Below are 24,558 nucleotides of genomic sequence, written 5' to 3' on the forward strand. Positions count from 1 at the left end.
CGTCAGAAGTCGAGATCCGCGTAGTGGTCGGCGGGAGCCATGCCCGGCACGCGGTCCGCCAGGAGGGTGCGGAAGCAGGGGCGCGACTTCACCCGCGCGTACCAGTCCCGCGCCGTCTCGTCCTCGTCCCAGGGCACGTCGCCGAGGTAGTCGACACAGGACAAATGGGCGGCGGCGGCGAGATCCGCATAGGTCAGATGGTCGCCCGCGATCCATTTGCGGCGGGACATGAGGTAGCCGATGTATTTCAGGTGATAGCGCACGTTGGTGCGCGCCGCCCGGATGGCGTTCATGTCCGGCGGCCCGCCCCCGGCGGCACTGTTCATGAAGCGTTTGAAGATCTTTTCCGTGACGAGGTAGCCCGTCACTTCCGCGTCGAACTTCACCAGGAACCAGTCGAGGAGCCGGCGCACCTCGACGCGGGCCGCCGTGGTCTCGGGCAGGAGCCGTCGGCCGCTGAGCCCGAGGCCGCGCGTCTCGTCGAGATACTCCGCGATGATCCCGGCTCCCGGCACCGCGAGGCCCGATTGCTCGACCAGAACCGGCGTGGTGCCGGCCGGATTGATGATGAGGAACGCGTCCCGCCGCTCCCAGGGGCGTTCCTCCAGCAGGGAGGGCTCCATCCCCATCTCGGCGAGCACGAGGCGGATGAAGCGCGAATGGGGGCAGAAGGGGGAATGGTGAAGCGTCGCCATCGAGGCCGTTCGGACGGGGGAAGCTGCCGGGGACGAGCCGTATCGGGCCCCTCGCAGAGGGTCGCCTGTCGAGACTTATGTCCCGATCGTTGCCGCCTCATTAACACGCTCGACCAAACACGGTAACCGTCCGTCAACCGCGAGGGTCGAAAGCTGCCCCTCGCCTGAGGACCGAAACCCGGCGTGCGGCGTCTCGAATCGCGCCGCGACAGATTTTTCCAATCACCGATACGAGGCGATACCATGATGGACGCGATGAGCATCGCGAAGGCGGTCGTCCTCGCCGTCGTCGAGGGGGCGACGGAGTTCATCCCCGTCTCCTCCACAGGACACCAGCTCCTCGTCGGCCACTTCATCGGTTTCGAGTCGCCCAACAACACGTTCGAGGTGCTGATTCAGCTCGGGGCCATCCTGGCGATCCTGGCGGTGTATTTCGGACGTCTGCTCGGGATCGCCAAGGCCCTGCCGCACGATCCCAACGCCCGCCGATTCGTCCTTGGCATCCTCATCGCGTTCCTGCCGGCGGCCATCGTCGGCGGCCTGTTCTCGAAATACATCAAGTACTACCTCTTCAACCCGTGGATCGTGTGCGCGACGCTGGTGGCCGGCGGACTCGTCCTCCTGGTCCTCGACGAGACCGACCTCGAGGTGAAGAAACGCGACGTGTTCGACTTCTCCCTGCCGATGGATCTCAAGATCGGCCTGTTCCAGTGCCTCGCGATGATCCCCGGCGTCTCGCGCTCGGGCGCCACCATCGTGGGCGCCATGCTGATGGGCGCCGACAAGCGTTCGGCCACGGAGTTCTCGTTCTACCTCGCGATCCCGACCATGGCGGGCGCCTTCGCGAAGGACCTGCTCGACAACTACAAGAACCTCTCCCGGGACGACACCGGCCTCATCGTCATCGGCTTCATCGTGGCGTTCTTCTCGGCCCTGTTCGTGGTCCGCACGGTGCTCGACTACGTCGCCGCCCACGGCTTTCGCCTGTTCGCCTGGTGGCGCATCATCGTCGGGTCCCTGGGCTTCTTCGGGCTGATCGTCTTCGGCTAGACCGCCCCGTACCAAACCACCGCGCATCGGCGGGAACCGGGGATGGCGGAGGGCTGCCCCCCCGAATTTTGTATCCAGGATCGGGGGCGATTGCTTCGGCAAGCCTCACCGTGCAAGGGCTGTCGGAAGAGTGTGCAGAGCCCGGCCCCGACGCGGCCGGCGCCCCGATCCGAAGGCCCGAACGATGGAAAACCGTCCCCTCGCCGACCTGTTTCCGCCCGCGACCCGCGAGCGTTGGCTCGGTCTCGTCGAGGGCGTCCTCAAGGGCGGGGATTTCGAGAAGCGGCTGGTCTCGAAGACCGCGGACGGCATTCGCATCGAACCCCTCTACGAGCCGGCCGGCCCCGTGGCCCAACCCATGCGGGCGCCGGGTCCCTGGCGCATCGCCCAGCGGGTCGATCATCCGCAGTCCGACCGGGCGCAGGCCCTGGCCCTGGCCGACCTCGAAGGCGGGGCCGACGCCCTGACCCTCGTCTTTTCCGGCGCTCCGGCCGCCCGGGGCTTCGGCCTCACCGCCGCGACCGTGGCCGATCTCGACGCGGCCCTGACGGGCGTGATGCTCCCCCTCATCGCCCTTCGCCTCGATGCGGGCGGCCGGGGCGTCGAGGCCGCCACCCTCCTCAAGGGCGTCGCCGAGCGGCGGAACGAGGCCCTGGAGGGCCTCGACATCGACCTCGGGCTCGACCCCATCGGGACATTCGCGGCGACGGGCCGCCTCGGATCTGACTTTACTAAGGACCTATCCGACACCCTGGCGAGCTTCGACGCCGCCGGGTTCACCGGGCGGGCCTGCCTCGCCGACGGTCGGCCCTACCACGAGGCGGGGGCAAGCGAGGCCCAGGAACTCGCCGCCGTCCTCGCCACGGCGGTCGCTTACCTGCGCGCCCTCGAGGCCGGGGGCCACGATCTCGCCCGCGCGCGCGACGCCATTGCGGTGTTGCTGGTGGCCGATGCCGACGAGTTCCTGACCATCGCCAAGTTCCGCGCCGTGCGCCGGCTCTGGGCTCGGGTCGAGGCGGCCTGCGGGCTCGATCCGAAGCCCCTGCGCGTGCATGCCGAGACGGCGTGGCGGATGATGAGCCGGCGCGACCCGTTCGTGAACATCCTTCGCACCACCCTGGCGGCGGGCTCGGCAGGCCTGGGAGGCGCCGACAGCGTCACCGCCCTGCCCTACACGGCGGCGCTCGGCCTCGGCGACGCCTTCGCCCGTCGGGTGGTGCGCAACAGCCAGATCGTCCTCATCGAGGAATCCAACCTCGCCCGAGTCGCCGATCCGGCCGCGGGTGCGGGCAGCTTCGAGGCCCTGACGGATGAACTCACCCGAGCGGCCTGGAGCGCGTTCCAGGCCATCGAGGCCGAGGGCGGCATGGTCGCGAGCCTCCAAGCCGGTGCCCTCCAGGGCCGCATCGGCGCGATCGGCAACACCCGCGCGCGCAACGTCGCCACCCGCCGCGAGGCCCTGACCGGGGCGAGCGAGTTCCCGTTCCTCGCCGAGAAGCCCGTGACCGTCCTCGATGTCACCCCCCTGCCGGAGGCGGCCGTGGCGTTCGGCGCGGGCGAGCCCCTCACCTGCGAGCCGTTGCCGTCACGGCGCCTAGCGGAGCCCTACGAGGCCCTGCGCGACACGTCCGACGCGCATCTCGCCGCCTCCGGGCAGCGGCCGAGCGTGTTCCTCGCCAACCTCGGCGCGGTGGCGGTGTTCAACGCGCGCTCGACCTTCGCCGCCAACGCCTTCGCGGCGGGGGGAATCGAGGCGGTGAACGAAGCCGGATTCGACGAGGCCGACGCCCTGGCGCGGGCGTTCACGGAATCGGGCGCCCGCATCGCCTGCCTGTGCTCGTCGGATGCCGTCTACGCCGCGCAGGCGGTGGCGGCAGCGCGCGCCCTCGCGGCGGCGGGCGCGACGCGGATCTACCTCGCGGGCAAGCCGGGCGAACTCGGCGACGCCCTGAAGCAGGCCGGTGTCCACGACTTCCTGTTCGCGGGCAGCGACCTGCTGGCCCTCCTCACGGAGGCTCAGGCGGCGGCGCGCTGAGGCGCGCAACCGAACCGGGAAGCGGCGCGTTTGACCGAGCGTTGCCGTATCACTCCCGGACCGAAGACTCATGCGTCTCCAGATCCTTACCGCCGTCGCCCTCCTGAGCCTGACCGCCGAGGCGTCGGCCGCCGCCAAGAAAGTTCAGGTGCCGCACCGTTACGACGGCGCCTGGAGCATCGAGGTCGTGACCCTCGAGGGGCCGTGCGACCGCGCCTACCGCTACGGTGTTCAGATCCGCCGGGGGGTGGCGACCTATGCGGGTGGGGATTTCAGCATCAACGGCCGGGTGACCGGAAACGGTTCCGTGCGCGCCGTCATCAGCCGGGGCTCGGACAAGGCCGACGTGTCGGGGCGGCTCGGCCGTCAGGGAACGGGCGGCGGCACCTGGAACACCACGGGGCTCATCGGCTGCAGCGGACGCTGGAACGCCGAGCGGCGCAGCTGAAGCGTAGCGCGCCAGCGCGTGCCGCTGGAGCGCCGACGCGCGCCCGTCGCGATCTGTGATGCGCCGGGCACAGGACCGGCAGAAACCGTTCAAGGGCATCGCACGGCCCTGTTCCCGCCGGAATTCTCGCTGAATACTCGTTCAGATTCGACGATGGATCCGATCGGGGCGTCACGCCATGAAGACAGGGCTGCTCGGTGCGTTCGTGGTTCTCATCGGCCTCGGTGTCGGGGCTCAGGCCGCCACCCGGACCCCGGGTCGACCCCACCCGGTGATGACACCCCTCGAGACGGCGGCGACGGCGTGTTTCGCCGAGACTATTCTCGCCAACCCAGCCGCCATGAAGCATGCCCGCGCCGGGCGCTGGTACGAGGCCGCCGGCGTCACCGGCTTCCTGTGTCGTCCCGAGGTCGATGCCATGGTGCAGGCCCACGACGCCCTTCACGGGCGCGGCACGGGCGTGCGCTACTTTCGCACCGCCTACACGCGCCACCTCGGGGAACAGCTCGCTGGACGCCTTCAGCCGATCCTGATGCGCCATGACGTCGCCAGCGCAGAACCGGCGGCGGACAAGGCGGAGGTCGAGGCGGCGGGAAGCGACCACCCGGCCGAATAACGCCCGTCGGCGGACACCTGTCGGCCGGCGGATCGAGATCCGTCCGACGACAGGCGCCGTGGAGATCGAGAGCGGATTATTCCGCCGCTTCGGCGTCCGCGTCGTCGGAGTCGAGGATCGATTCCAGATCGCCGGTCAGGACATCGAGCTGCTCGGCGGTGGCGACGATCTTGAACCGGGTCCCATCCTCGGCCTCGACAGCGATCTCGACGTGGTCGCCGACCTTGGCGGCGATGGCCTGCTTGAGCGTGTAGGTCGTGACTTTTTCGGTGGTGGCCATGGGGTCTCCCGGTTCGTGCGTGTCTGCTTCGGCAGCAGGCAACGCGGGGAAAGCCGCAACGGCCCTGCGGCAGAACCTCCCAGGCTCGAACGACCGTAGCTCGTCCCTCATCGCTCCGGACGAAACCACGTGGCGTCCGCCCCGGGGGCAAGAGCTTTTCGCAACGAGTGTGGCCCATCGGCGGCTTGTCGCTCCGGGCATGGCGGGCGATAGCCGAAACGATCATGGCCGTACGCCCGCCCGTCGGTCTCCGCCCCGGCCGCTCCGTTGCCATCCGGGATCACCAGCCCGCCCGCCCAGTGAGGCCGCGCGGAAACGAAGGGACGCCGCTCCCGTGAGCGACCCGTTGGCATTTCTCGCCGGTGGCGGCGCTGCTGCCGAGATGATCCGCGCGCGCGACTGGACGGGGCATCCCCTCGGCCGCCCGGAGATCTGGCCCGTCGCGTTCAAGACCGCCCTCTCGCTCGTGCTCAACTCGCCCGAGAGCATGATCCTGGCCTGGGGACCGGACCTGTCGTTCTTCTTCAACGACACCTACTTCCCCCTCCTCGGCCCGCGCCTGTCCTGGGCGATGGGCGAGCGGTTCGACAAGGTCTGGGCCGACGGGTGGGAGCAGGCCAAGCCGATCATCGACGAGGCCCTGGCCGGACGCCCGCGGCGCTTCGTCGACCTGCCCTGGACCCTCGACACCGACCGGGGCCTGCGGGAAACGTGGTGGAGCTTCTCCTACTCGCGGGTGCTCGACGCCAACGGCGCGGCCGAGGGCCTGTTCATTTTCACCAACGAGACCACCCAGCGGGTGCAGGGCGATGCAGCCCTGCGCCGGAGCCAGGACGAACTCGCGAGCCTGAACGCCGCCCTCGAGCGACAGGTGGAAGAGCGCACGAAGGAGCTGCGGCTCTACCGCGATATCGTGCAGTCCGACACGTCGCCGATCCTCGCGTTCGACACCAGTCATCGTCCGATCGGGTTCAACCGGGCGCATCACGCCGATTTCCTGCGCGTGATGGGCCATGCGCAGCAGGTCGGTGACGACCTGCTCGACCAGCTCCCCCCTGAGCAGGCCGTCGTGCTCAAGGGGCTGATGGACAGGGCGCTCGCCGGCGAGACGTTCTCCGTCGTCGAAGCGTTCGGTGACGTCGAGCGAAGCAAGCCGACCTGGGAGATCAGCTACACACCCCTGCGCGACGAGGGCGGGCAGATCATCGGGGCCTTCCACCACGCGCGCGACATCTCCGCCCGGCTGCGGGCCGAGCGCGAACTCGATGCGGTGCAGGAACAGCTGCGTCAGTCGCAGAAGATGGAAGCCATGGGCCAGCTCACCGGCGGGGTGGCGCACGACTTCAACAACCTGCTCACCGTCATCAAATCCTCCACCGACCTCCTCAAGCGGTCGAACATCGCCGAGGACCGCCGGGCCCGCTACGTGACGGCGATCTCCGACACGGTGGACCGCGCGGCCAAGCTGACCAACCAGCTCCTCGCCTTCGCCCGGCGTCAGGCATTGCGACCGGAGGTCTTCGCCGCCGACGACAGCGTGCGGGCCCTTTCGGACATGGTGCGCACCCTCACGGGTTCGCGCATCGAGATCGTCACCGACCTTCCCGAGCAGATGTGCTGCGTGAACGCCGATACGAGCCAGTTCGACACCGCCCTCGTCAACATGGCGGTGAACGCCCGCGACGCCATGGACGGCGAGGGACGGCTCACCATTCGCGTACGCTCCGTCGATCACATTCCGGGCGCGCGCGGGCACGGAGCCATCCGGGGGGCGTTCGTCGCGGTGGCGATCAGCGACACCGGCACCGGGATCCCGGACGCCTTGCGGGATCAGATCTTCGAGCCCTTCTTCACCACCAAGGGCGTCGGCCACGGCACCGGGCTCGGCCTCAGCCAGGTGTTCGGCTTCGCCAAGCAGTCGGGTGGCGACGTTCTGGTCTCAAGCCAGGTCGGGCACGGCACCACCTTCACCCTCTACCTTCCCGAGGTGAGCGGAGCGGAACAGGCGACGCGAAAGGAGGACCCCGGGGCGCCGATGGACGGGCATGGAACCCGTGTGCTCGTGGTCGAGGACAACGCCGATGTCGGCACCTTCGCGGTCCAGACCCTGAGCGATCTCGGCTACGTTCCGGTGCTGGCGAACAACGCCGCGGAAGCCCTGGCGGAACTCGCCAAGGATGCCGGCCGCTTCGACGTGGTGTTCTCGGACGTGGTGATGCCCGGCATGAGCGGCATCGAACTCGGTCAGGAAATCCGCCGCCTCTACGACGGCCTGCCCGTGCTGCTGGCCTCGGGCTACAGCCACGTCCTGGCACGCAATGGCACCTACGGATTCGAGCTGCTGCACAAGCCCTATTCGGTGGAGCAGCTCTCGCGGCTGCTGCGCAAGGTCTCGACCCGGCAGCACCGCAGGCGAACGATCGGCGACGCCGCGCCTTGACCGACAGGACGGCCGGTTTGATTGCTTCGGGACGTTTAGGCACGCCGGTCACCCTCTCCTGGAAGGACAGGGTTTGGGGGAGGTGTGGTCCATCTCCGAAAAAGTCGCACACCTCACCCTATCCCTCTCCTTCCAGGAGAGGGGACCCGCGAGTCACCTCATCATCGAAGTGATCAGGCGGCGACAGTAACTCGCTCCGAGTGGGACGGCATGAACGGAGCGTCCGACCCGATCGGCCCCGTCGCCCAAACAAAAAGGGCCGGGAAACCCCGGCCCTCTTCCGATCGATTCGCGACCGCTCAAACAATCACTGACGCGGGCCCTGGGTGTTGCCGGCGGCCCCGAGGCCGACGCCGGTGTTGGAACTCGCCCCGGTCCCACCGCCCATGTTGCCTGCGGTCCCGGCCGTCCCGGCGGTTCCGCCCGTCGCGGAGCCCGTGGTGCGCTCGTCCGCCTTCTCGCCATTGCTCTTCACGCTGCCGGGATTGTTCATGTTGCCCGTGGCGCTGCCGCCACCGGCCGGCGTCTGTGCGAAAGCAGCGCCGGTGAGCGAGAGGACGAGCGTGGCCGCGAGGGTGAAAGCTGTCGTGCGCATGGTGCGTTTTCTCCGATTGGTTGGTGTTGCCGGAGAAACGCGCCGAACCGCAATGTCGTTCATCCAATTTCACGATCGAGACCGCAAACAATTCTTCCCATACCCTTGGAACATCTTTCACAACGCCCGAACGCTTGCGACAAACCTTTCATCTCGCTCAAGATTTTTCACCTCGCCGACGTTGCGGGCGCGAGGCGTCGTGATGATCGGACGTTTCGCGAGCCGCTTTTCGACTGCGAGAGACCAGCCGAATCACGGTTCGGCCGGTTCAAGCACGCCCGCCTCGCGTGCCGGCTCGACGCCCCCGGCATCGTGCGGTCCCAGCAGCGCCTCGACGCTTACGTCGATACGTTGCGCGATTCCGTCAGCCCTCAGGGCGGCCCGCACCAGTCCCCGGGCCTTCCGGAACGGAAGCCCCGGCGCCAGCGCTACCCCGGCGGCCACGGCGGCGGCCTCTTCGGCTTGCTCCGCCAGGATCGCGTGGAGGGGAATGCGGGCGTCGAACAGCGGGATCGGCAGGGTGAACATGAGCTTGTCGAAATGGCGTGGCCCTTGCTCGCCACGCGCTTGGAGCCCCACGATGCGGGCCCGTACGGTCTCGCTGTTGAGGATGGCGACGAGATAGAGGCCCTCAGCCCGGCTCTCCACCGGCGCCCAATAGAGGGTGTGATCGATGACCCCTTCGCCGCCCAGGAGGCAGGCCGCCGGCCGGGTGCCGGCTTTGGCGAACACCACCCGCATCGGCGCCAGGGGAAACTGCACCGTGAGCTTGCGGTTGTAGTCCCAGCCCGCCTTCAGGCTCATGGTGCCGGCGCTCTTCTGCGCCCACGCCGCCTCGGCCTCGCGCAACCACGCCGCAAGGCGGGGCGCTCCGCGTCCCGCGGCCTGTCGCGCATCGAGGAGAACGCCATCCTCGGCCACGGGGATCAAACCTTCGGCGGACTCCAAAGCGCGAAATGGGGCAATGGACGCCCCAAGATGAACGGGGCACAGGAACCGGGCTTCGATGCCCCCCTGCTGGCTCGGGTGGTCGCGCCAGGGCATTTTTTCGAGGGCCGACCGGAGGCTGCGGACGAGGGGGGCGCCCGGATTGGCGCCGAGCCGGCCAACGGGGACGCGCTCGACGAGGCAGAGCACGCGGGGAACCAGGGAAGCGCCCTGGCGGAAGCGGTCGCGGTAGGGTGAGGCGGCGGCGAAATCCACCGCCGCCGGCGCCGGGGCGTTCCGCAGGGTGAGATGCCGGTCGGCCAGGGCCTCGGGCGCGTCCTTCGAGGGCAGGCGCCCGGCGAACGCCGTGACCCGGTCCGGCGTCGCCCGCGCCGGGCCGTGGGTGACCTGCGCGAACAGAACGCAGGTCGGCACCCGGAAGACCGGCGCCACCGCCTGATTGTCGAGGACCCATCCCTCGGTGAACGCAACGGAGAGGCCGGTCCAGGCGCCCGTGCGGAAGGCGCGGAACTGCCCCCGGCTCAGGGCAGCGAGGGGCAGCACCATGGCGACGCGTCCGCCCGGGCGGCGTCCCCGGGGAGCGCGGGCATAGAGTTCGGCGGCACGGGCGAAGAACAGGCCGGACAGATCGGTCTGGGTCACGAGGCGGGCCTCGTCGGGGCCGACCCAGAGGCCGAGGCGCCGGGCGGTGTCGCGGAAAAGGCGCTGCATCGGGGCGGCCATGTAGCGGTAGGACAGCCAAGGCGGGTTGCCGATCACCACGTCCACCCGCGCGCCATCGGAGAGGGCCACGGGCCGGCTGAGGTTGCGCGCGACGAAGCCCCACACATGGTCGCGCCCGGCACGGCGCAGGCGGTCGTAGGTGGCGTAGGTCGCCCGCAGGGTCTCGACCTGCTCGGGCGGGATGCCGAGGCCGGGCAGGCTGAGGGCGAAGGCCTCCGGGCTCCAGCCGTCCTCGCTCGCGCCGTGAAGGGCGGCGATCACCCGGTCGAACGCCGCCGGATCGGCGCAGAGGTCGAGGGGAAAGCGCAGGAGCGGCGCCCCTTTCCGACCCTCGCGGGGGTCGCGGGGCACCGCCACCACGAGGTCGCGCATGAGGCCGTCGCGGGTGACGTTCCACTGCAGGGCGTCACCGAGGTAGACCGGGAGGGAGATGTCGCCCGCCCGCGCCGGCAGGGCGTCGCCCAGCGCCAGGAGATAGGTCACGCGGGCGAAGATGACGGCGACGGGATGCACGTCGAACCCCGTGACGGTGGCGCAGCAGCGGGCCGCCACGGCACCGGGTGCCACGCCCGCCGCGATCAGGGCCTCGCGCTTGAGGCGTACGGCGTGGAACAGAAAGCTGCCCGAGCCGCAGGCCGGATCGAGGCAGCTCTGGTCCGCCGGTTCGTCGAGGGCCCGGCGCACCACCTTCCGGGCGAGCCAGTCGGGCGTGTAGTACTCGCCGAGATCGTGGCGCTGCTCGGGGTCGATGAGGGATTCGTAGAGCACCTTGAGGAGATCGACGTCGACGCTGCCGAGGTCGAATCGCGCCGCGTGCGCCGCCAGCCCGGCCACGATGTCGGGCCCGCCCGGGGCATCGAGCACCCAGCCGAAGAAGTCGGTCTCGACGGCGCCGTGCACCCCGGCCTCGTGGAAATGGCGCCCCGACAGGAGATCGGCGGGGGTGGTGCGGGCCTGCCCCATGGTGCCGGCCGCGATGGCCTTGGCGAGGATCACCAGATAGGTGTGCTGGAGCCAGAGGGTGTCGTCGTCGATGGCCCGGCCGTAGACGATGCCGAGGTGGCGCGACCAGAGCTGACGCTTCAGCACGGCCTCCGGATGGCGGGCCAAGGCCGCCCAGGCGGCGGCGAGGAGGCCCAGGGTCCGGGCGAAGGCCGCGCTGCCGCGCCCGAGTTCGCCGGTGATGCCCAGCGCGTCGGCGGGCAGCCAGTCGCGCACGGCGATGACGCCTTCGAGCCAGGCGACGAGGCGCCCCGCCTCGCTCACCCGCACGTCGTGGCCGGTGAGGGCGACGAGGACGCCGTCGCGTATCTCGTAGGCCGCGAAGGTGGCGCCGTCGGTGGCCAGGCCGACGTAACGTTGTCCCGTGGCCGCCTCGCGCTCGGGCAGGTAGCGGGTGAGTTGCGCCTCCGCCGCCGGGCGCTCGCGGCGCAGGTCCGTCTTGATCTCGATGACCGTCCGCCCGAGGAGCGCGTCCGCCCGCCCGTTCACCTCCGGGATCCGGCGCTCGAACGCGATCTGCTCGCTGCGGGCGTCGAGGGCCTCGACCATCAGGCGATAGAGGAGCGCCCTGACCTTCTCGTGCCCCGGACGGGTGGCGAGTTCGAGGACGATGGCATCGAGGGCGGCATCGGCGAGCGGCATCGGCTGTCCCGGTTGTACCGAGACAGATCACATCACCTCAGATTTATTTTCAATCGCAGAATTTCTTTGAGGTTGCGAATGCGCCGCAAGAGGGGACTTTATCCCCCATTCGTGCGCAACCGGGACCGGACGGGCTTCCCCGTGCAGCGCCCGGACGCCGGATCAATCGTCCATCTTCAGCGCGGCGATGAACGCCTCCTGCGGGATCTCGACCTTGCCGAACTGGCGCATCTTCTTCTTGCCCTCCTTCTGCTTGTCCAGGAGCTTGCGCTTGCGCGAGATGTCGCCGCCGTAGCACTTGGCGGTGACGTCCTTCGAGAGGGCCTTGATGGTTTCGCGGGCGATGATCTTGCCCCCCAACGCCGCCTGGACCGGGATCTGGAACAGGTGGCGGGGGATGAGGTCCTTCAGCTTCTCGCACATGGCCCGGCCGCGATGCTCGGCGCGGGTGCGGTGGACGAGCATGGACAGGGCGTCCACGGGCTCGGCGTTGACGAGGATCGACATCTTCACGAGGTCGCCCTCGCGATAATCGGAGATGTGATAGTCGAACGAGGCGTAGCCCTTGGAGATCGACTTCAGGCGGTCGTAGAAATCGAACACAACCTCGTTAAGCGGCAGGTCGTACACCACCATGGCCCGCTTGCCGACGTAGTTGAGGTCGACCTGGGTGCCGCGCCGGTCCTGGCACAGCTTCAGCACGCCGCCGAGATACTCGTCCGGGGTGAGGATCGTGGCGCGGATCCACGGCTCCTCGATGGCGGTGATCTTCATCACGTCCGGCATGTCGGCCGGGTTGTGGAGTTCCTTGATCGTCCCGTCCGTCATCTGCAGGCGGTAGACCACGGAGGGCGCCGTCGAGATGAGGTCGAGGTTGAACTCGCGCTCCAGGCGCTCCTGGATGATCTCGAGGTGCAGCAGCCCGAGGAAGCCACAGCGGAAGCCGAAGCCGAGCGCCGCGCTCGTCTCCATCTCGTAGGAGAAGCTCGCGTCGTTGAGGCGCAGCTTGCTCATGGCGCTGCGCAGGGTCTCGAACTCGGCCGCATCGACCGGGAAAAGCCCGCAGAACACCACCGACTGGACGTCCTTGAAGCCCGCCAGCATCTCCTTGCAGGGGCGCTTGTCCTCGGTGAGGGTGTCGCCGACGCGGGTGTCGGCCACCTCCTTGATCGAGCCGGTGAAGAAGCCGACCTCGCCGGGACCGAGCTCGCCGATATCCTGCATCTTCGGCCGGAACACGCCGATCTTGTCGACGCCGTGGACGGCGTCCGCCCGCATCATGCGGATGTTCATGCCCTTCTTCAGGACGCCGTCGACGATGCGGACCAGCACGACGACGCCGAGATAGACGTCGTACCAGCTGTCGACGAGGAGGGCCTTGAGGGGCGCGTCGCGGTCGCCTTTGGGCGGCGGCAGGCGGGTGACGATGGCCTCCAGCACCGCCTCGATGTTCAGCCCGCTTTTCGCCGAGATCGCCACGGCGTCGGAGGCGTCGATGCCGATCACCTCTTCGATCTGGGCGCGGATGCGCTCGGGCTCGGCCGCCGGCAGGTCGATCTTGTTGAGGACGGGGACGATCTCGTGGTTGGCGTCGAGCGCCTGGTAGACGTTGGCCAGCGTCTGCGCCTCGACGCCCTGGGAGGCGTCGACCACGAGGAGCGAGCCTTCGCAGGCGGCGAGCGACCGCGAGACCTCGTACGCGAAATCGACGTGGCCGGGGGTGTCCATGAGGTTGAGGATGTAGGTCTTGCCGTCCTGGGCCTTGTATTCGAGGCGCACGGTCTGCGCCTTGATGGTGATGCCGCGCTCCTTCTCGATGTCCATGGAATCGAGCATCTGCTCGCTCATGTCGCGCAGGGCCACCGTGCCGGTGGTCTGGATCAGACGATCGGCCAGGGTCGACTTGCCATGGTCGATATGCGCGACGATGGAGAAGTTGCGGATGTTGTCGATGGGCGACGTGGTCATCGAGGCTGCGATCTCCGGCGCGCGCGGCCCGCCGTCGATCAGGACGGACGCGGCGCACGGTTGTTCGAGGTGGAAAACGGTTCGCCCGCGAGATAGCAGTGTGGACCCGTCGCGCCAAGCGCGGGGCCGCGCCGCCGGGGCGCCCGACCGGGCACTCACGGGGGATTCATCAATTCGTGGGACTCCCATGGCGGCCCGACCCGCCATGGCTCTCCGGGGTGCCCGTCCGCCCATGTTCCCGATCCCCCCGAACGAGGCCGAGCGGCTGGCTGAGCTGCGCGCCCTCAGCCTCTCCAGTCCCTCGCCCGCCCCCCACCTCGACGCCGTGTGCCGGACGGCGCAGGCGATGTTCGACGTGCCGATCTGCCTCGTCTCCCTCGTGGAGGAGCACGAGCAATGGTTCGAGGCCCGGTGCGGGCTCGACATCGGGACCACGCCCCGGACGGTCTCGTTCTGCGCCATCGCCATCCTGTCGGACGCGGTGATGATCGTCGAGGATGCGCAGCGCGACCCGCGCTTCCACGCCAACCCCCTGGTCACGGGCGAACCCCATATCCGCTTCTACGCGGGTGCGCCCCTCATTCTCCGCTCGGGCATCCGGGTCGGCACCCTGTGCCTCATCGACAGCAAGCCGCGCCGCTTCACCGAGGCGCAGGCCGGCCAGCTCCGGGATCTCGCCGGGATCGTCACTGCCCATCTCCACCTGCAGCAGGCCATGGCGGCGAGCCGGGCCCACGAGACCGAACGCACCCGCGCGGAGCAGGCCCTCCAGGCGAGCGAAGCGAGCTACCGGCTCCTCGCCGAGAACTCCTCAGATGTGATCATCCAGTGCGATCTCGACACCACGCGGCGCTACGTGTCGCCGGCAGCCGTGACGGTGCTCGGGTTCACCCCCGCCGAGATGCTGGCGATGCGCGCCGTCGACAGCGTGCACCCGGACGATGCGGCGGATTATGCACAGGTACTCGACAGCCTCACGCACGCACGGGTCGAGCGTGCCGTCAGCCAGCAGCGCTACCGGCGCAAGGACGGCACGTTCGTCTGGGCGGAAGTGTCCTTCACCCTCACCCGTGACCCCGTCGGGGGCCACCCAACCGGCTACGTCGCGGCCCTTCGTGACATCGAAGCGCGCAAGCGCGCGGAACGCGCGGCGGCCGAGAGCGAGGCGCGCTACCGCGACGCCATGGACACGGCGCACACCGCGATCCTGGCCCAGCTCGCCGAGGGCGTCATCGTCACGGACGCCGCGGGCCGCATCATCCTCGTCAACGAGGCCGCCGCGGCCCTCCACGGCGTCGCCCGCCTCGACGTGGAGCCCGACGACTACAGCCGCACCTACCACCTCTATACTGAGGACGGGGCGCCCTACGTGCCCTATGACCTGCCCCTGATGCGGGCCGTGCGGGGCGAGACGGTCCGGGACGCGCGCTGGCGGGTTCATCGCCCGGACGGCGTCGAGGTACACGCCGTCGGCTCCGCCCGCCCCCTCGTCGGCCGCGACGGCAACCGCCTTGGCGCCGTGCTGACGATGCGCGACGACACCGCGCGCAACGCCGCCGAGCGATCCCTACGGGCGAGCGAGGCGGCCCTGCGGGAGCTGAACGCCACCCTCAGCGACCGGATCGCCGCCCGCACCCGCGACGCCGAGGCCGCCCGCCGGGAAGCGGAGCGAGCGAGCGCGGCCAAGAGCGAGTTCCTCGCCGCCATGAGCCACGAGATCCGCACCCCCCTGAACGCCATCATCGGTTTCACCGACCTCATGGTCGGCTCGGGCCGCCTGCCGCCCGACCTTCAGCGCCAGGCCGAACTCGTGCGCACCTCCGGAGCGGCCCTGCTCACGGTGGTGAACGACATCCTCGACTTCTCGAAGGTGGAAGCCGGCGCCATCACCCTGGACCGGCAGGCCTTCGCTCCGCGCGGCCTCGTCGACGGCTGCCTCACCATCGTGCGGGGTCTTGCCGAACAGAAGGGCCTGCGCATCCACGCGGTGGTCGACCCGGCGGTGCCGCGCAGCCTCGTCGGCGACGAGGCGCGCCTGCGGCAGGTTCTGCTCAACCTGCTCAACAATGCCATCAAGTTCACGACGCGGGGGTCTATCATCCTCAGCGTCCGGCACACGGGCACGGGCGCGGCCGGCGAGGGGCTCCGCTTCGGCGTAACCGATACGGGCATCGGCATCGCGGCAGCCAAGCAGGACCGCCTGTTCGTCCGGTTCTCGCAGGTGGACGGGTCCATCGAGCGGGATTTCGGCGGCACCGGCCTCGGGCTCGCGATCTGCAAGCAGCTCGTCGACCTCATGGAGGGACAGATCGGTCTGCTGTCGGAGGAAGGCGTCGGCACCACCTTCTGGTTCTGCGTGAACCTGCCCCTCGGCCTAGCGGCGCCCGCCCCGCGCCTCGCCCTGCACACGTCCCCGCCCATTCGGGTCGGGCACCTCCTCGTCGTCGAGGACAACGCGATCAACCAGGAGCTGGCGCGCGCGACCCTCGAGGCCGGCGGCCATACGGTCGAGATCGTCCCGGACGGCGCGTCCGCGATCCAGGCCGTGGAACGGACCGCCTTCGACCTCGTGCTCATGGACGTGCAGATGCCGGGCATGGACGGCCTGACGGCGACCCGCCACATCCGCCGCCTCGGCGGGGCCTGCGCCACGATGCCGATCCTCGCCATGACGGCCAACGTCCTGCCCGAGCAGGTGCGGCTGTTCCGGGAGGCGGGCATGAACGACCATATCGGCAAGCCGTTCGATCAGGCCGGGCTCTTCCGGGTGATCGACCGGTGGCTGGCCGACGCGGCCGGTGCACACCGCGCCGCCACGGCGGCGGCCGAGGAGTCCGGTCTGCTCGACCGGGCGGCCTACGACGAGATCGTGCGGGTGATCGGCCCGGTTCGCGCCGCCGGCATCCTCGACGCCCTGGGCGAGGAACTGAAGGCCCGCTTCCTCGGCGAAGCGGCGACGGTGGAGGAGCGGGACCGCCTGCGCTTCGAGGCCCATGGCTGCGTCTCGTCCGCCGGCACCCTCGGCTTCGTCGCCCTGTCGGCGGCCTGCCGGGCCCTCGAAGGCTGCAACGAGCAGCGGATCGTGCAGGAGGGTGTCGGCGAGTTCCAGCGCCTCCTCGACGAGACCCGCGCCCTCGCCCGGCGGACGGCCCGCCACGCGGGCGAACTCGTGGTGAGGGAGCGCGATGCCCAACGCACCCTGGCGGCGGTCGGTTAGAGCCGCCAGCACCGTTTCTCGCGCGGCCGAGGCGGGCCGCACATCGGGCGGAACGGCCTATACCGTCAGCGACACCCGTTGCGCGGTGGCGCGTTCGGCCTTCGTGCCCACTTCGGGTGGCGCGATCTCGCCGAGGGACTTCGCCATGAACGCGACGCTTGCGGAGCGTAGCTTGCCGTCCTCGAGGGTCATGGTGTTTGACAGGGCCTGCGACTGCATCATCCGGGCGGTGTAGAGGCCCTGGGCGGCATCGCGGGCGTCGTCGTCCTTGGCCGCCCGGCGCTCCTGTTCGAACGCGTCCAGGGCCTTGCGCGCGGCCTGCATCGCATTGAGCGAGGCGACGTCCTCGAAGGCTTTCACCAGCTCCGGATCGTCCGCGAACATCTTCTCGATGCGGGTCTTGTAGGGGCTGTCCGTCGTCACCGTGCCGAGGCTGTCGAGGGTCAGGGTGATGGGCTCGTCCAGGGGGATGCCCCGGCGGGTCAGGGCTTCGCTCAACCGCTCGCTCAGCGCCTTCGTGCGCTCGGAGACCAGGGCGTCGAACGACTTGACCGCGCCGCCCTCGGCCTGACCGGTCGCATCGGTCCCGGACGCGGACGAGGGCGCCACGAGGGCGGCGAGCGTGCGGCGTGCGGCGGCGCCGAGATCGACCGTGACGGCGGCGCCGGCCACCGCCGAGAAGGACGCTGCGGGCTTCGCGGCTGTTTTCGACGGGGTGCCGCCGCGGCCGGAAGACTGCGTCGTGCTCGTGCTCACCGTCGTCATCGCCGAATACCCGCCAAGCGTGAAGAGTTATCCTCTCTACACTCTTGGTGTCTAAGGGAGCCTTTACGCCTCCCCGGCACGCGGGCGCGCTCGGCGCGGCGCGAGCCGGCGGACGTTTACGCCGGGCCGGCCTCGCCGCCCCCGCGCGCCTCCGCCGCCATGGCCACCAGCACCTTGCGAAGCGCCCCCATCTCCCGCACCGGCTCCGGGTAGAGCACCCGCGCCGTGCGGTCGCCGGCCAGAAGATCCATGCCCTCGGGGTCGAGGCCGGTGAGGCGCCACGGCCCCGCCTCGGCACCGGTCCCGGCGGCGTAGAGGGCCAGCGCGTCGAGGTGGTCGGCGTTCATGTGCGCGACGGCGCCGGCCTCGCCCGCCACCAGGGACTCGGCGCCCACGAGATCGAGGCGCAGCTCGTCGGCCCTCAGCACCGCGGCCTTGGCGAAGCCCCCGTTGAGATGGCCGGCGGCCGGCTCCAGGGCGAAGAAGCCAAAATCGGGGAAATCCGCGTAGAGCGCCGCCTTGGGATGGCGGGCGAGGAAGCGGGCGCGGTGGCGCGGCTCTTCGCTCTGGCTCGCCCGCCCCGTCACCGTGAGGCGCGGATGCGCCAGGGGATCGCCTTTGCCGCCGGCGCTGAACAGCAGGGAGGCGCGCGGGTCGGCGAGGAGATTGCGGGTATGGGCCGAGAGCCGCGACAGCAGCATCAGGGGCGTCCCGTCCGCGTCCGTGGCGATCGTCACGAGGGAGACGAAGGGCGTACCGTCCTCGGGATCGAGGGTCGCGAGGGCCCCCGACCGGACCGTGCGGAGGAGGTGGCGGGCGAGCCCGATGGCGTCGAACCCCGCCTCCGCCGCCGGGAGCGGCACCGCCGGCCCGCGCCGCCCATCCCTGGTCTGCGTCCCCTCCGCCATCGTCGCGTCCTCTTGATCGGTTGAACGGCCGGATGATAGCGGCGGCGCGGGCGGTTTTGCGAGCCCGCGCGAGTGCGGCCCGTTGGCCGCAGTCAAGCCGCAATGCAACGCCGCTCGCTTTTTATCCGGGGACCCTTTACACAGCCTGACTCTCCGCGCGAAAGCGGCTCCGCCCGAGAGGCGGGCCGCCAGCGCGTTTTTCGCCGACCCTGGTCACGGGGTGGGATGCGGGAGATGCGGGACGCAGCGTGCGGCCGCCACGACCGGATCCGAGCTTTAGGGAACGCGCATGCCGACCATCGCCCTCGTGGACGACGATAGAAACATCCTCACCTCGGTCTCCATCGCCCTGGAGACGGAAGGCTACCGGATTCAGACCTACACGGACGGCGCCTCGGCGCTCGACGGCCTGAAGCACTCCCCGCCCGACCTCGCGATCTTCGATATCAAGATGCCGCGCATGGACGGAATGGAGCTTCTCAGGCGTCTGCGGCAGAAATCCGACCTGCCGGTGATCTTCCTCACCTCGAAAGACGAGGAGATCGACGAATTGTTCGGCCTCAAGATGGGCGCCGACGATTTCATCCACAAACCATTCTCCCAGCGCCTGCTGGTGGAGCGCGTAAAGGCGGTGCTGCGCCGCTTCGCCCCGAAGGACGGGCCCGGCGCCGCCGCCCGCGAGGCCGATGCCGCCGCCCGCTCCCTCGAGCGCGGCCTGCTCATGATGGACCCCGAGCGCCACACCTGCACCTGGAAGGGCGAAGCCGTGACCCTCACGGTCACCGAGTTCCTGATTCTGCAGGCTCTGGCCCACCGCCCGGGCGTCGTGAAGAGCCGCAACGCCCTCATGGACGCGGCCTACGACGATCAGGTCTACGTCGACGACCGCACCATCGACAGCCACATCAAGCGCCTGCGCAAGAAGTTCAAGGTGACCGATACGAGCTTCGACATGATCGAGACGCTCTACGGCGTCGGCTACCGCTTCAAGGAAAGCTGATCGCCGCTCGCCCCCGTGCCCAGCTTCCCCGCCCCACCGAACCGGAACGACGTGGCGACCTCAGATCAAGCCGAAGACCGCCCGCTCCGCATGGTGGAGTGGCCCCGCGCCCTGTGGAACGCCATCGGCCAGCGGGCCTCGTCGAGCCTCACGCGGCGGATCGTGGTGCTCAACCTCGTAGGGCTGTTCGCCCTGCTGTTCGGCTTCCTCTACCTCAATCAGTTCCGCCAGGGGCTGATCCAGGCGCGGGTGCAGAGCCTGCTGATCCAGGGCGAGATCATCGCGGGCGCCATCGCGGCCTCGGCCTCGGCCTCGGGCGATACCGGGGCCATCCGCATCGACCCCGACCGGCTCCTCGAACTCCAGGCGGGGGAGACCGACGAGACGCCCTCGCCGCTCGCCTTCTCCCTCAACCCGGAGCGGGTCGCGCCGCTCCTGCGCCGCCTCATCACCCCCACGGGCAACCGCGCTCGGGTTTATGACGGCGACGGCGGCCTCCTGTTCGATTCGCGCACCCTTTCGGCCCGCGGCGAGCCGGCCGTACGTGAACGCAAGCGCACGTCCCTGGAGAAGGCCTTCGACTACGTGCAGGGCCGGCTCTTCGGCGCTCAACGGCCGATTCCGGCCGAGGAGGTCGGCCCGACGAGCGGCCACGGCCTCAAGGAAGTGCAGGTGGCGCTCGGCGGCTCGCGCGGCACCATCGTCCGGCGCAACGAGGCGGGCGAGACCATCGTGTCCGTGGCGGTGCCGATCCAACGCGGCAGCGCCGTGCGCGGCGCGCTCCTTCTCTCGACGCAAGGCGGCGACATCGACCGGGTCATCGCCTCGGAGCGGTTCGGGCTGCTGCAGGTGTTCCTCGTGGCGGCGGCCGTGATGCTCGTCCTGTCGATCCTGCTCGCCGGGGCCATCGCCGGGCCGGTGCGGCGCCTCGCCGATGCCGCCGAGAAGGTGCGCCTCGGCATCAAGTCCCGCGAGGAGATCCCCGATTTCACGGGGCGCACGGACGAGATCGGCCACCTCTCGGGGGCCCTGCGCGACATGACCCAGGCTCTCTACCGGCGCATCGACGCCATCGAGAGCTTCGCGGCCGACGTCTCCCACGAACTGAAGAACCCCCTCACGTCGCTGCGCAGCGCCGTCGAGACCCTGCCGCTCGCCAAATCCGACGAGTCGCGCGGGCGCCTGCTCCAGATCATCCAGCATGACGTGAAGCGCCTCGACCGCCTCATCTCCGACATCTCCGACGCCTCACGGCTCGACGCGGAGTTGGCCCGTGCCGAGGCGCGCAAGGTCGACATGCACAAGCTCATGACCACGGTGGTCTCCGTGGCCAACGAGCGTCGACGGCCGAAGGACGCCCCGATTCAGCTCGACGTCGCGCAGCCCGCCGGCGAGATCGAAGCACCGTTCGCGATCTTCGGACACGACAGCCGCCTCGGACAGGTGGTCAACAACCTCCTCGACAACGCCCGTTCGTTCTCGCCCCCCGACGCCAAGGTGCGGGTCGCCCTGCGCCGCGTGCGCGGCGACGTGGAACTCGTGGTCGAGGATGAGGGTCCGGGCATCCCCGAACACGCCCTGGAACGCATCTTCGAGCGCTTCTACACCGATCGGCCCGAGCAGGGCTTCGGCCAGAATTCGGGCCTGGGCCTCTCGATTTCGCGCCAGATCGTCCAGGCCCATCGCGGCGTCATCCGGGCCCAGAACCGCCCCGGCCCGGCCGACGAGGACGGCGAACCGACCGTGCGGGGCGCGCGCTTCACCGTGCGCCTTCCGGCGGCGCGCTGACAGGGCCGGTGACAGACGAGACGGTCCACGCCACGGCGGTGACGCTCGCGGGCGCGGGCGTGCTGATCCGAGGCGAATCGGGGGCCGGCAAATCGACCCTCGCGCTTCTGCTTCTCGACCGGGCGGCGGGGCTGGGAATCGAGGCGGCCCTGATCGGCGACGACCGCGTCCGCCTCGCGCGGGATGGTAAGGACATCCTCGCCCGGCCGCATCCGGCGCTGGACAATACCATCGAGGTGCGCGGCCTCGGCCTCTGCCGCGCGCGCGCGGTCGCGGACGCCCTGGCCGTGCGCCTCGTCGTCGACCTCGTGGGTCGCGCCCCGCGCCTACCCGAGCCTCCCGCACCGGCGCTTCTCCTTGGCCACCGCCTCCCCCGCCTCGTCCTCGACCGCCGCCTCCTGCGCACCGGGCTCGGACCCCGCCTTGTCCTCGACGCCCTGGCGGGCGTGACCGGCGGGGTGCACCGGCCGATTCTCGTGCTGCCGCCGCTGGTCCCACCGTAGCGCCCGGGCAACCATCGTGGCATGATCAAGACGTGCGGGCCTACAAAATGTCACGTTCACCTTGCGCTCGACCTTGCGGTGCACAAGATGGCGTTTCCGCTCACAGGGCGTTGGAACCCGCGTCGATGATTGGAATGGTGCTCGTCACCCACGGGCTGCTCGCGACGGAGTTCAAGGCTGCCCTTGAACACGTCGTCGGGCCGCAAAAGCAGATCGAAACCATCACGATCGGCCCCGAGGACGACATGGAATTGCGTAGGCTCGACATCATGACTGCCGTCGGCCGGGTGAATTCCGGCCAGGGCGTGGTGGTGCTGACCGACATGTTCGGCGGGACGCCCTCGAACCTCGCCCTCTCGTGTATGAACGGCGGCCAGGTCGAGGTGGTGGCGGGCATCAACCTGCCGATGCTGATCAAGCTCGCCAGCGTGCGCGACGCCGAGCCCCTCGGCGATGCTGTGCTCCACGCCCAGGAAGCGGGCCGCAAGTACATCAACGTCGCCTCGCGGGTTCTCGCGGGCAAGTGACCGGGCAAGTGACCAGGCGGGCGCGCCCGAGGTTCTTTCCCATGCGTCGCGTCGGGATCGAGCCGTCTGCGCACCCCGCCCACCTTTCTAAGGCCGTCGCGACGACCTACATCCAAGCGTGACGATGGCCGCCCCGTGCGCGCGCCGATCGGGGATGGCGGACACGCATGATCGACGATGACGATTCGGACGAGACCCTTCCCCCGGTCCCCGATGGCGGCTTGCTGAGGGTCCTTCCCATCGTCAACCGACGCGGCCTGCACGCACGCGCCTCGGCGAAGTTCGTCCAGACCGTGGAACGGTACGACGCCGCCGTCACCGTCACGCGCTCGGGCGAGACCGTCGGCGGCCGCTCGATCATGGGCCTGCTGACCCTTGGAGCGGCCCAGGGCACCAGCATCGCCGTGGTCGTCTCCGGCACCGACGCCGAGGCCAGCCTGCAGGCCATCACCGACCTCCTGGCGAACAAGTTCGGCGAGGACGAGTAGGTGCACCTGGCGGATTGACCGATTCGGGCGCACTCTGTACCGATCGGTACAGCGCCCGATGTCGGCGCGCCTGGGAGCCCGCATGTCCGACGCCCGTCCGCCCCTGCCGCCCTTCACCCGCGAGACCGCGATCCGGAAGGTCCGCGCCGCCGAGGACGGCTGGAACGGCCGCGACCCGCACAAGGTCGCCCTCGCCTACACGCCGGACAGCCGCTGGCGGAACCGTTCGGCGATTTTTTCCGGGCGCCCGGCCATCGTGGCGTTCCTCACCGAGAAATGGGCGCGGGAGCACGAATACCGGCTCATCAAGGAGCTGTGGGCCTTCACGGAGAACCGCATCGCCGTGCGCTTCGCCTACGAGTTCCACGACGCGGCCGGCGCGTGGTTCCGGGCCTACGGCAACGAGAACTGGGAGTTCGACGCGAACGGCCTGATGCAAGTCCGGCACGCCAGCATCAACGACCTCGCCATCACGGAATCGGAGCGCCTGTTCCGCTGGGACGCGCCGGGCCCCCGCCCCGACGATCATCCCGGCCTGACGGATCTCGGCCTGTAGTGATGGCTTCGAGCGCGCGGGAGGCGGCGATCCCGGCGCTGGCGGAGGTGTTTCGCGAGCACGGTTACACGGGGGCGAGCCTCGCCCTCCTCGGGGCGCGGACCGGCCTCGGCAAAGGCAGCCTCTACCACGCGTTCCCGGGCGGCAAGGCCGAGATGGCGCAGACGGTCCTCGACGCCATCGGGGCGTGGTTCGAGGCGGAGATCTACGCGCCCCTGCGGGACGATCCCGATCCCCGCGCCGCCATCGCGCGGATGTTTGCCGCCGTGGATGCATATTTCCAGTCGGGCCGGCGGGTCTGCCTCGTCGGCGCCTTCGCCCTGTCGGACGGGCGCGACCTGTTCGCCGCGAGGATCGCCGCCTACTTCGCGGCGTGGCGCGACGCCCTGGCGGAGGCCCTGAGCCGCGCCGGCCGAAACGACGCGGTGACGCTCGCCGAGGACACCGTCCTGGCGATCCAGGGCGGCCTCGTCCTCACCCGCGCCCTCGACGACCCGGCCGTGTTCGCGCGCCTGCTGATGCGTTTGGAGCATCGGCTCAACGGCTGACTGATGCGGTTTCCGGGTGATAGCCTCAGATCGGACCGACGCGACAGGCCCCCTCTCCTTCCAGGAGAGGGGGCCCGCGCTTGCCAGAGACCGAACAGATCAACCGGAAGCGGCATCAGACCGTGCACCCGTTTGCGGATCCTGCGGCCGGCAGGGTGCGGCCACGGGCGGCGGCCAGAACCGTGTCGGCTGTGACGTTCACCCAGGTCTCGCCGGCAAGGTCCGGCGTCGCCGCGACCCAATCCCCGGCGATGCGGGACCCCAAGGTGTAGCCGAGCCAGCGGGGATACCAGCCACCCATGCCGAAGAACCAAGCAGCGTGATCGTAGCCACACGCCGACAACGCCGCCGCATCAGGAGCACGCGCCCTCAACGTCGCGTCATCGACGGCGCACTCCCATGGTTCGGGCGGCGTTCCGAATAGGTGGTGGACGAACTGACCCGCCAGTCCCTCGCTCACCAGTGCTTCGCCCAGCGTCCAGCCATAACCAGGTCCCGCCATGCGCAGGCAATGGTGCACCTCGTGCGCCACCGTTCGGTGAACATCGCCCGCACTCAGGCTGTGCTCGAAGTTCGGATTCTCGGGATCAAGCGTCAGGGTGAAGAGGCTCGAACGGTGGGCGTACCCACCGGTTCCGGTCTCAGGCAGTACGCCGTCAGGGTCACGCTGCACGAGGATATCGATGGTGCCCGGAGGCAGCACGCTCGCCACGGCGCGGCGGGCGATTTCGATCTCCGAGACAACCGCTTCGCGCCACGGCGTCAGGTCGCCGGCCGCAGCGAGCCAGTGCAGGGTCCACGTCATCGGCCGACCCT

21 protein-coding genes are annotated in these 24,558 nt (G+C 69.7%); 13 read left to right on the forward strand and 8 right to left on the reverse strand.

The annotated features are described in order from the left end of the window. Positions 1-2: 2 nt before the first annotated feature. Positions 3-695, reverse strand: coding sequence for a glutathione S-transferase family protein (locus MFF01_RS07850; RefSeq protein ID WP_091968434.1), 693 nt, complete (start codon positions 693-695; stop codon positions 3-5). Between the two features lie 246 nt (positions 696-941). Here MFF01_RS07850 and MFF01_RS07855 point away from each other — a divergent pair, with 246 nt between their 5' ends. The 4 genes from MFF01_RS07855 to MFF01_RS07870 all read left to right on the forward strand — a co-directional run bounded on the left by MFF01_RS07855 (position 942) and on the right by MFF01_RS07870 (position 4,844). Further along, on the forward strand, positions 942-1,745 hold the full coding sequence (locus tag MFF01_RS07855; protein WP_238224316.1) for an undecaprenyl-diphosphate phosphatase: 804 nt from the start codon (positions 942-944) through the stop codon (positions 1,743-1,745). 184 nt (positions 1,746-1,929) lie between these two features. Beyond that, positions 1,930-3,780 (forward strand): methylmalonyl-CoA mutase subunit beta, encoded by a 1,851-nt coding sequence (locus MFF01_RS07860; RefSeq protein ID WP_238223677.1) that lies wholly within the window; start codon positions 1,930-1,932, stop codon positions 3,778-3,780. Between the two features lie 70 nt (positions 3,781-3,850). After that, entirely contained in the window at positions 3,851-4,228 is a 378-nt protein-coding gene (locus tag MFF01_RS07865) for a hypothetical protein (protein WP_238223679.1), read from the forward strand. A gap of 178 nt (positions 4,229-4,406) precedes the next feature. Beyond that, a complete protein-coding gene (locus tag MFF01_RS07870; RefSeq protein WP_238223681.1) occupies positions 4,407-4,844 on the forward strand; it encodes a hypothetical protein in 438 nt (145 codons plus the stop codon). A gap of 76 nt (positions 4,845-4,920) precedes the next feature. On the opposite strand, the gene MFF01_RS07875 is transcribed toward MFF01_RS07870, so the two are convergent. Further along, on the reverse strand, positions 4,921-5,124 hold the full coding sequence (locus MFF01_RS07875) for a hypothetical protein (protein ID WP_238223683.1): 204 nt from the start codon (positions 5,122-5,124) through the stop codon (positions 4,921-4,923). Between the two features lie 382 nt (positions 5,125-5,506). On the opposite strand from MFF01_RS07875, the gene MFF01_RS07880 reads away from it, so the two are divergent. After that, positions 5,507-7,564: an ATP-binding protein gene (locus tag MFF01_RS07880; protein ID WP_238224317.1), complete on the forward strand. Its 2,058-nt coding sequence runs from the start codon at positions 5,507-5,509 to the stop codon at positions 7,562-7,564. A 307-nt stretch (positions 7,565-7,871) separates the two neighbouring features. On the opposite strand, the gene MFF01_RS07885 is transcribed toward MFF01_RS07880, so the two are convergent. The 3 genes from MFF01_RS07885 to lepA all read right to left on the reverse strand — a co-directional run bounded on the left by MFF01_RS07885 (position 7,872) and on the right by lepA (position 13,442). After that, a complete protein-coding gene (locus tag MFF01_RS07885) occupies positions 7,872-8,159 on the reverse strand; it encodes a hypothetical protein (protein ID WP_238223685.1) in 288 nt (95 codons plus the stop codon). 252 nt (positions 8,160-8,411) lie between these two features. Beyond that, a complete protein-coding gene (locus MFF01_RS07890; protein WP_238223686.1) occupies positions 8,412-11,474 on the reverse strand; it encodes an N-6 DNA methylase in 3,063 nt (1,020 codons plus the stop codon). Positions 11,475-11,636: 162 nt separating this feature from the next. After that, a complete protein-coding gene (lepA, locus tag MFF01_RS07895; RefSeq protein ID WP_238223689.1) occupies positions 11,637-13,442 on the reverse strand; it encodes a translation elongation factor 4 in 1,806 nt (601 codons plus the stop codon). 232 nt (positions 13,443-13,674) lie between these two features. Between lepA and MFF01_RS07900 the strand changes: the two genes are divergently transcribed. Further along, positions 13,675-16,659: a PAS domain S-box protein gene (locus tag MFF01_RS07900; RefSeq protein ID WP_238223691.1), complete on the forward strand. Its 2,985-nt coding sequence runs from the start codon at positions 13,675-13,677 to the stop codon at positions 16,657-16,659. Between the two features lie 57 nt (positions 16,660-16,716). On the opposite strand, the gene MFF01_RS07905 is transcribed toward MFF01_RS07900, so the two are convergent. After that, positions 16,717-17,415, reverse strand: coding sequence for a hypothetical protein (locus MFF01_RS07905; protein WP_238223693.1), 699 nt, complete (start codon positions 17,413-17,415; stop codon positions 16,717-16,719). 125 nt (positions 17,416-17,540) lie between these two features. Further along, positions 17,541-18,332, reverse strand: a complete 792-nt coding sequence (locus MFF01_RS07910) for a HugZ family pyridoxamine 5'-phosphate oxidase (RefSeq protein ID WP_238223695.1) — start codon at positions 18,330-18,332, stop codon at positions 17,541-17,543. A gap of 289 nt (positions 18,333-18,621) precedes the next feature. On the opposite strand from MFF01_RS07910, the gene MFF01_RS07915 reads away from it, so the two are divergent. The 7 genes from MFF01_RS07915 (at position 18,622) to MFF01_RS07945 (ending at position 23,742) form a co-directional block, all read left to right on the forward strand. Continuing rightward, positions 18,622-19,332 carry a response regulator transcription factor gene (locus tag MFF01_RS07915; protein WP_238223697.1) on the forward strand — a complete coding sequence of 237 codons (711 nt, stop codon included), beginning with the start codon at positions 18,622-18,624 and terminating at the stop codon, positions 19,330-19,332. Positions 19,333-19,422: 90 nt separating this feature from the next. Further along, positions 19,423-21,120 carry a sensor histidine kinase gene (locus MFF01_RS07920; RefSeq protein WP_238223699.1) on the forward strand — a complete coding sequence of 566 codons (1,698 nt, stop codon included), beginning with the start codon at positions 19,423-19,425 and terminating at the stop codon, positions 21,118-21,120. Positions 21,121-21,128: 8 nt separating this feature from the next. After that, positions 21,129-21,623, forward strand: coding sequence for an HPr kinase/phosphorylase (locus MFF01_RS07925; protein ID WP_238223701.1), 495 nt, complete (start codon positions 21,129-21,131; stop codon positions 21,621-21,623). A gap of 125 nt (positions 21,624-21,748) precedes the next feature. Beyond that, a complete protein-coding gene (locus MFF01_RS07930; RefSeq protein WP_238223703.1) occupies positions 21,749-22,150 on the forward strand; it encodes a PTS sugar transporter subunit IIA in 402 nt (133 codons plus the stop codon). A gap of 167 nt (positions 22,151-22,317) precedes the next feature. Then, entirely contained in the window at positions 22,318-22,638 is a 321-nt protein-coding gene (locus MFF01_RS07935) for an HPr family phosphocarrier protein (protein WP_238223705.1), read from the forward strand. Between the two features lie 82 nt (positions 22,639-22,720). Further along, positions 22,721-23,194 carry a nuclear transport factor 2 family protein gene (locus MFF01_RS07940; protein ID WP_238223707.1) on the forward strand — a complete coding sequence of 158 codons (474 nt, stop codon included), beginning with the start codon at positions 22,721-22,723 and terminating at the stop codon, positions 23,192-23,194. Positions 23,195-23,196: 2 nt separating this feature from the next. Then, a complete protein-coding gene (locus MFF01_RS07945; RefSeq protein ID WP_238223709.1) occupies positions 23,197-23,742 on the forward strand; it encodes a TetR/AcrR family transcriptional regulator in 546 nt (181 codons plus the stop codon). A gap of 115 nt (positions 23,743-23,857) precedes the next feature. Here MFF01_RS07945 and MFF01_RS07950 read toward each other — a convergent pair whose 3' ends face one another. Then, the gene (locus MFF01_RS07950) at positions 23,858-24,547 is read right to left on the reverse strand and encodes a DUF2268 domain-containing putative Zn-dependent protease (protein ID WP_238223711.1); all 690 of its coding nucleotides are present in this window, start codon (positions 24,545-24,547) and stop codon (positions 23,858-23,860) included. Between the last annotated feature and the right edge of the window lie 11 nt (positions 24,548-24,558).

It is taken from the genome of Methylobacterium adhaesivum, assembly GCF_022179065.1.
Taxonomy (GTDB): Bacteria; Pseudomonadota; Alphaproteobacteria; order Rhizobiales; family Beijerinckiaceae; genus Methylobacterium; species Methylobacterium adhaesivum.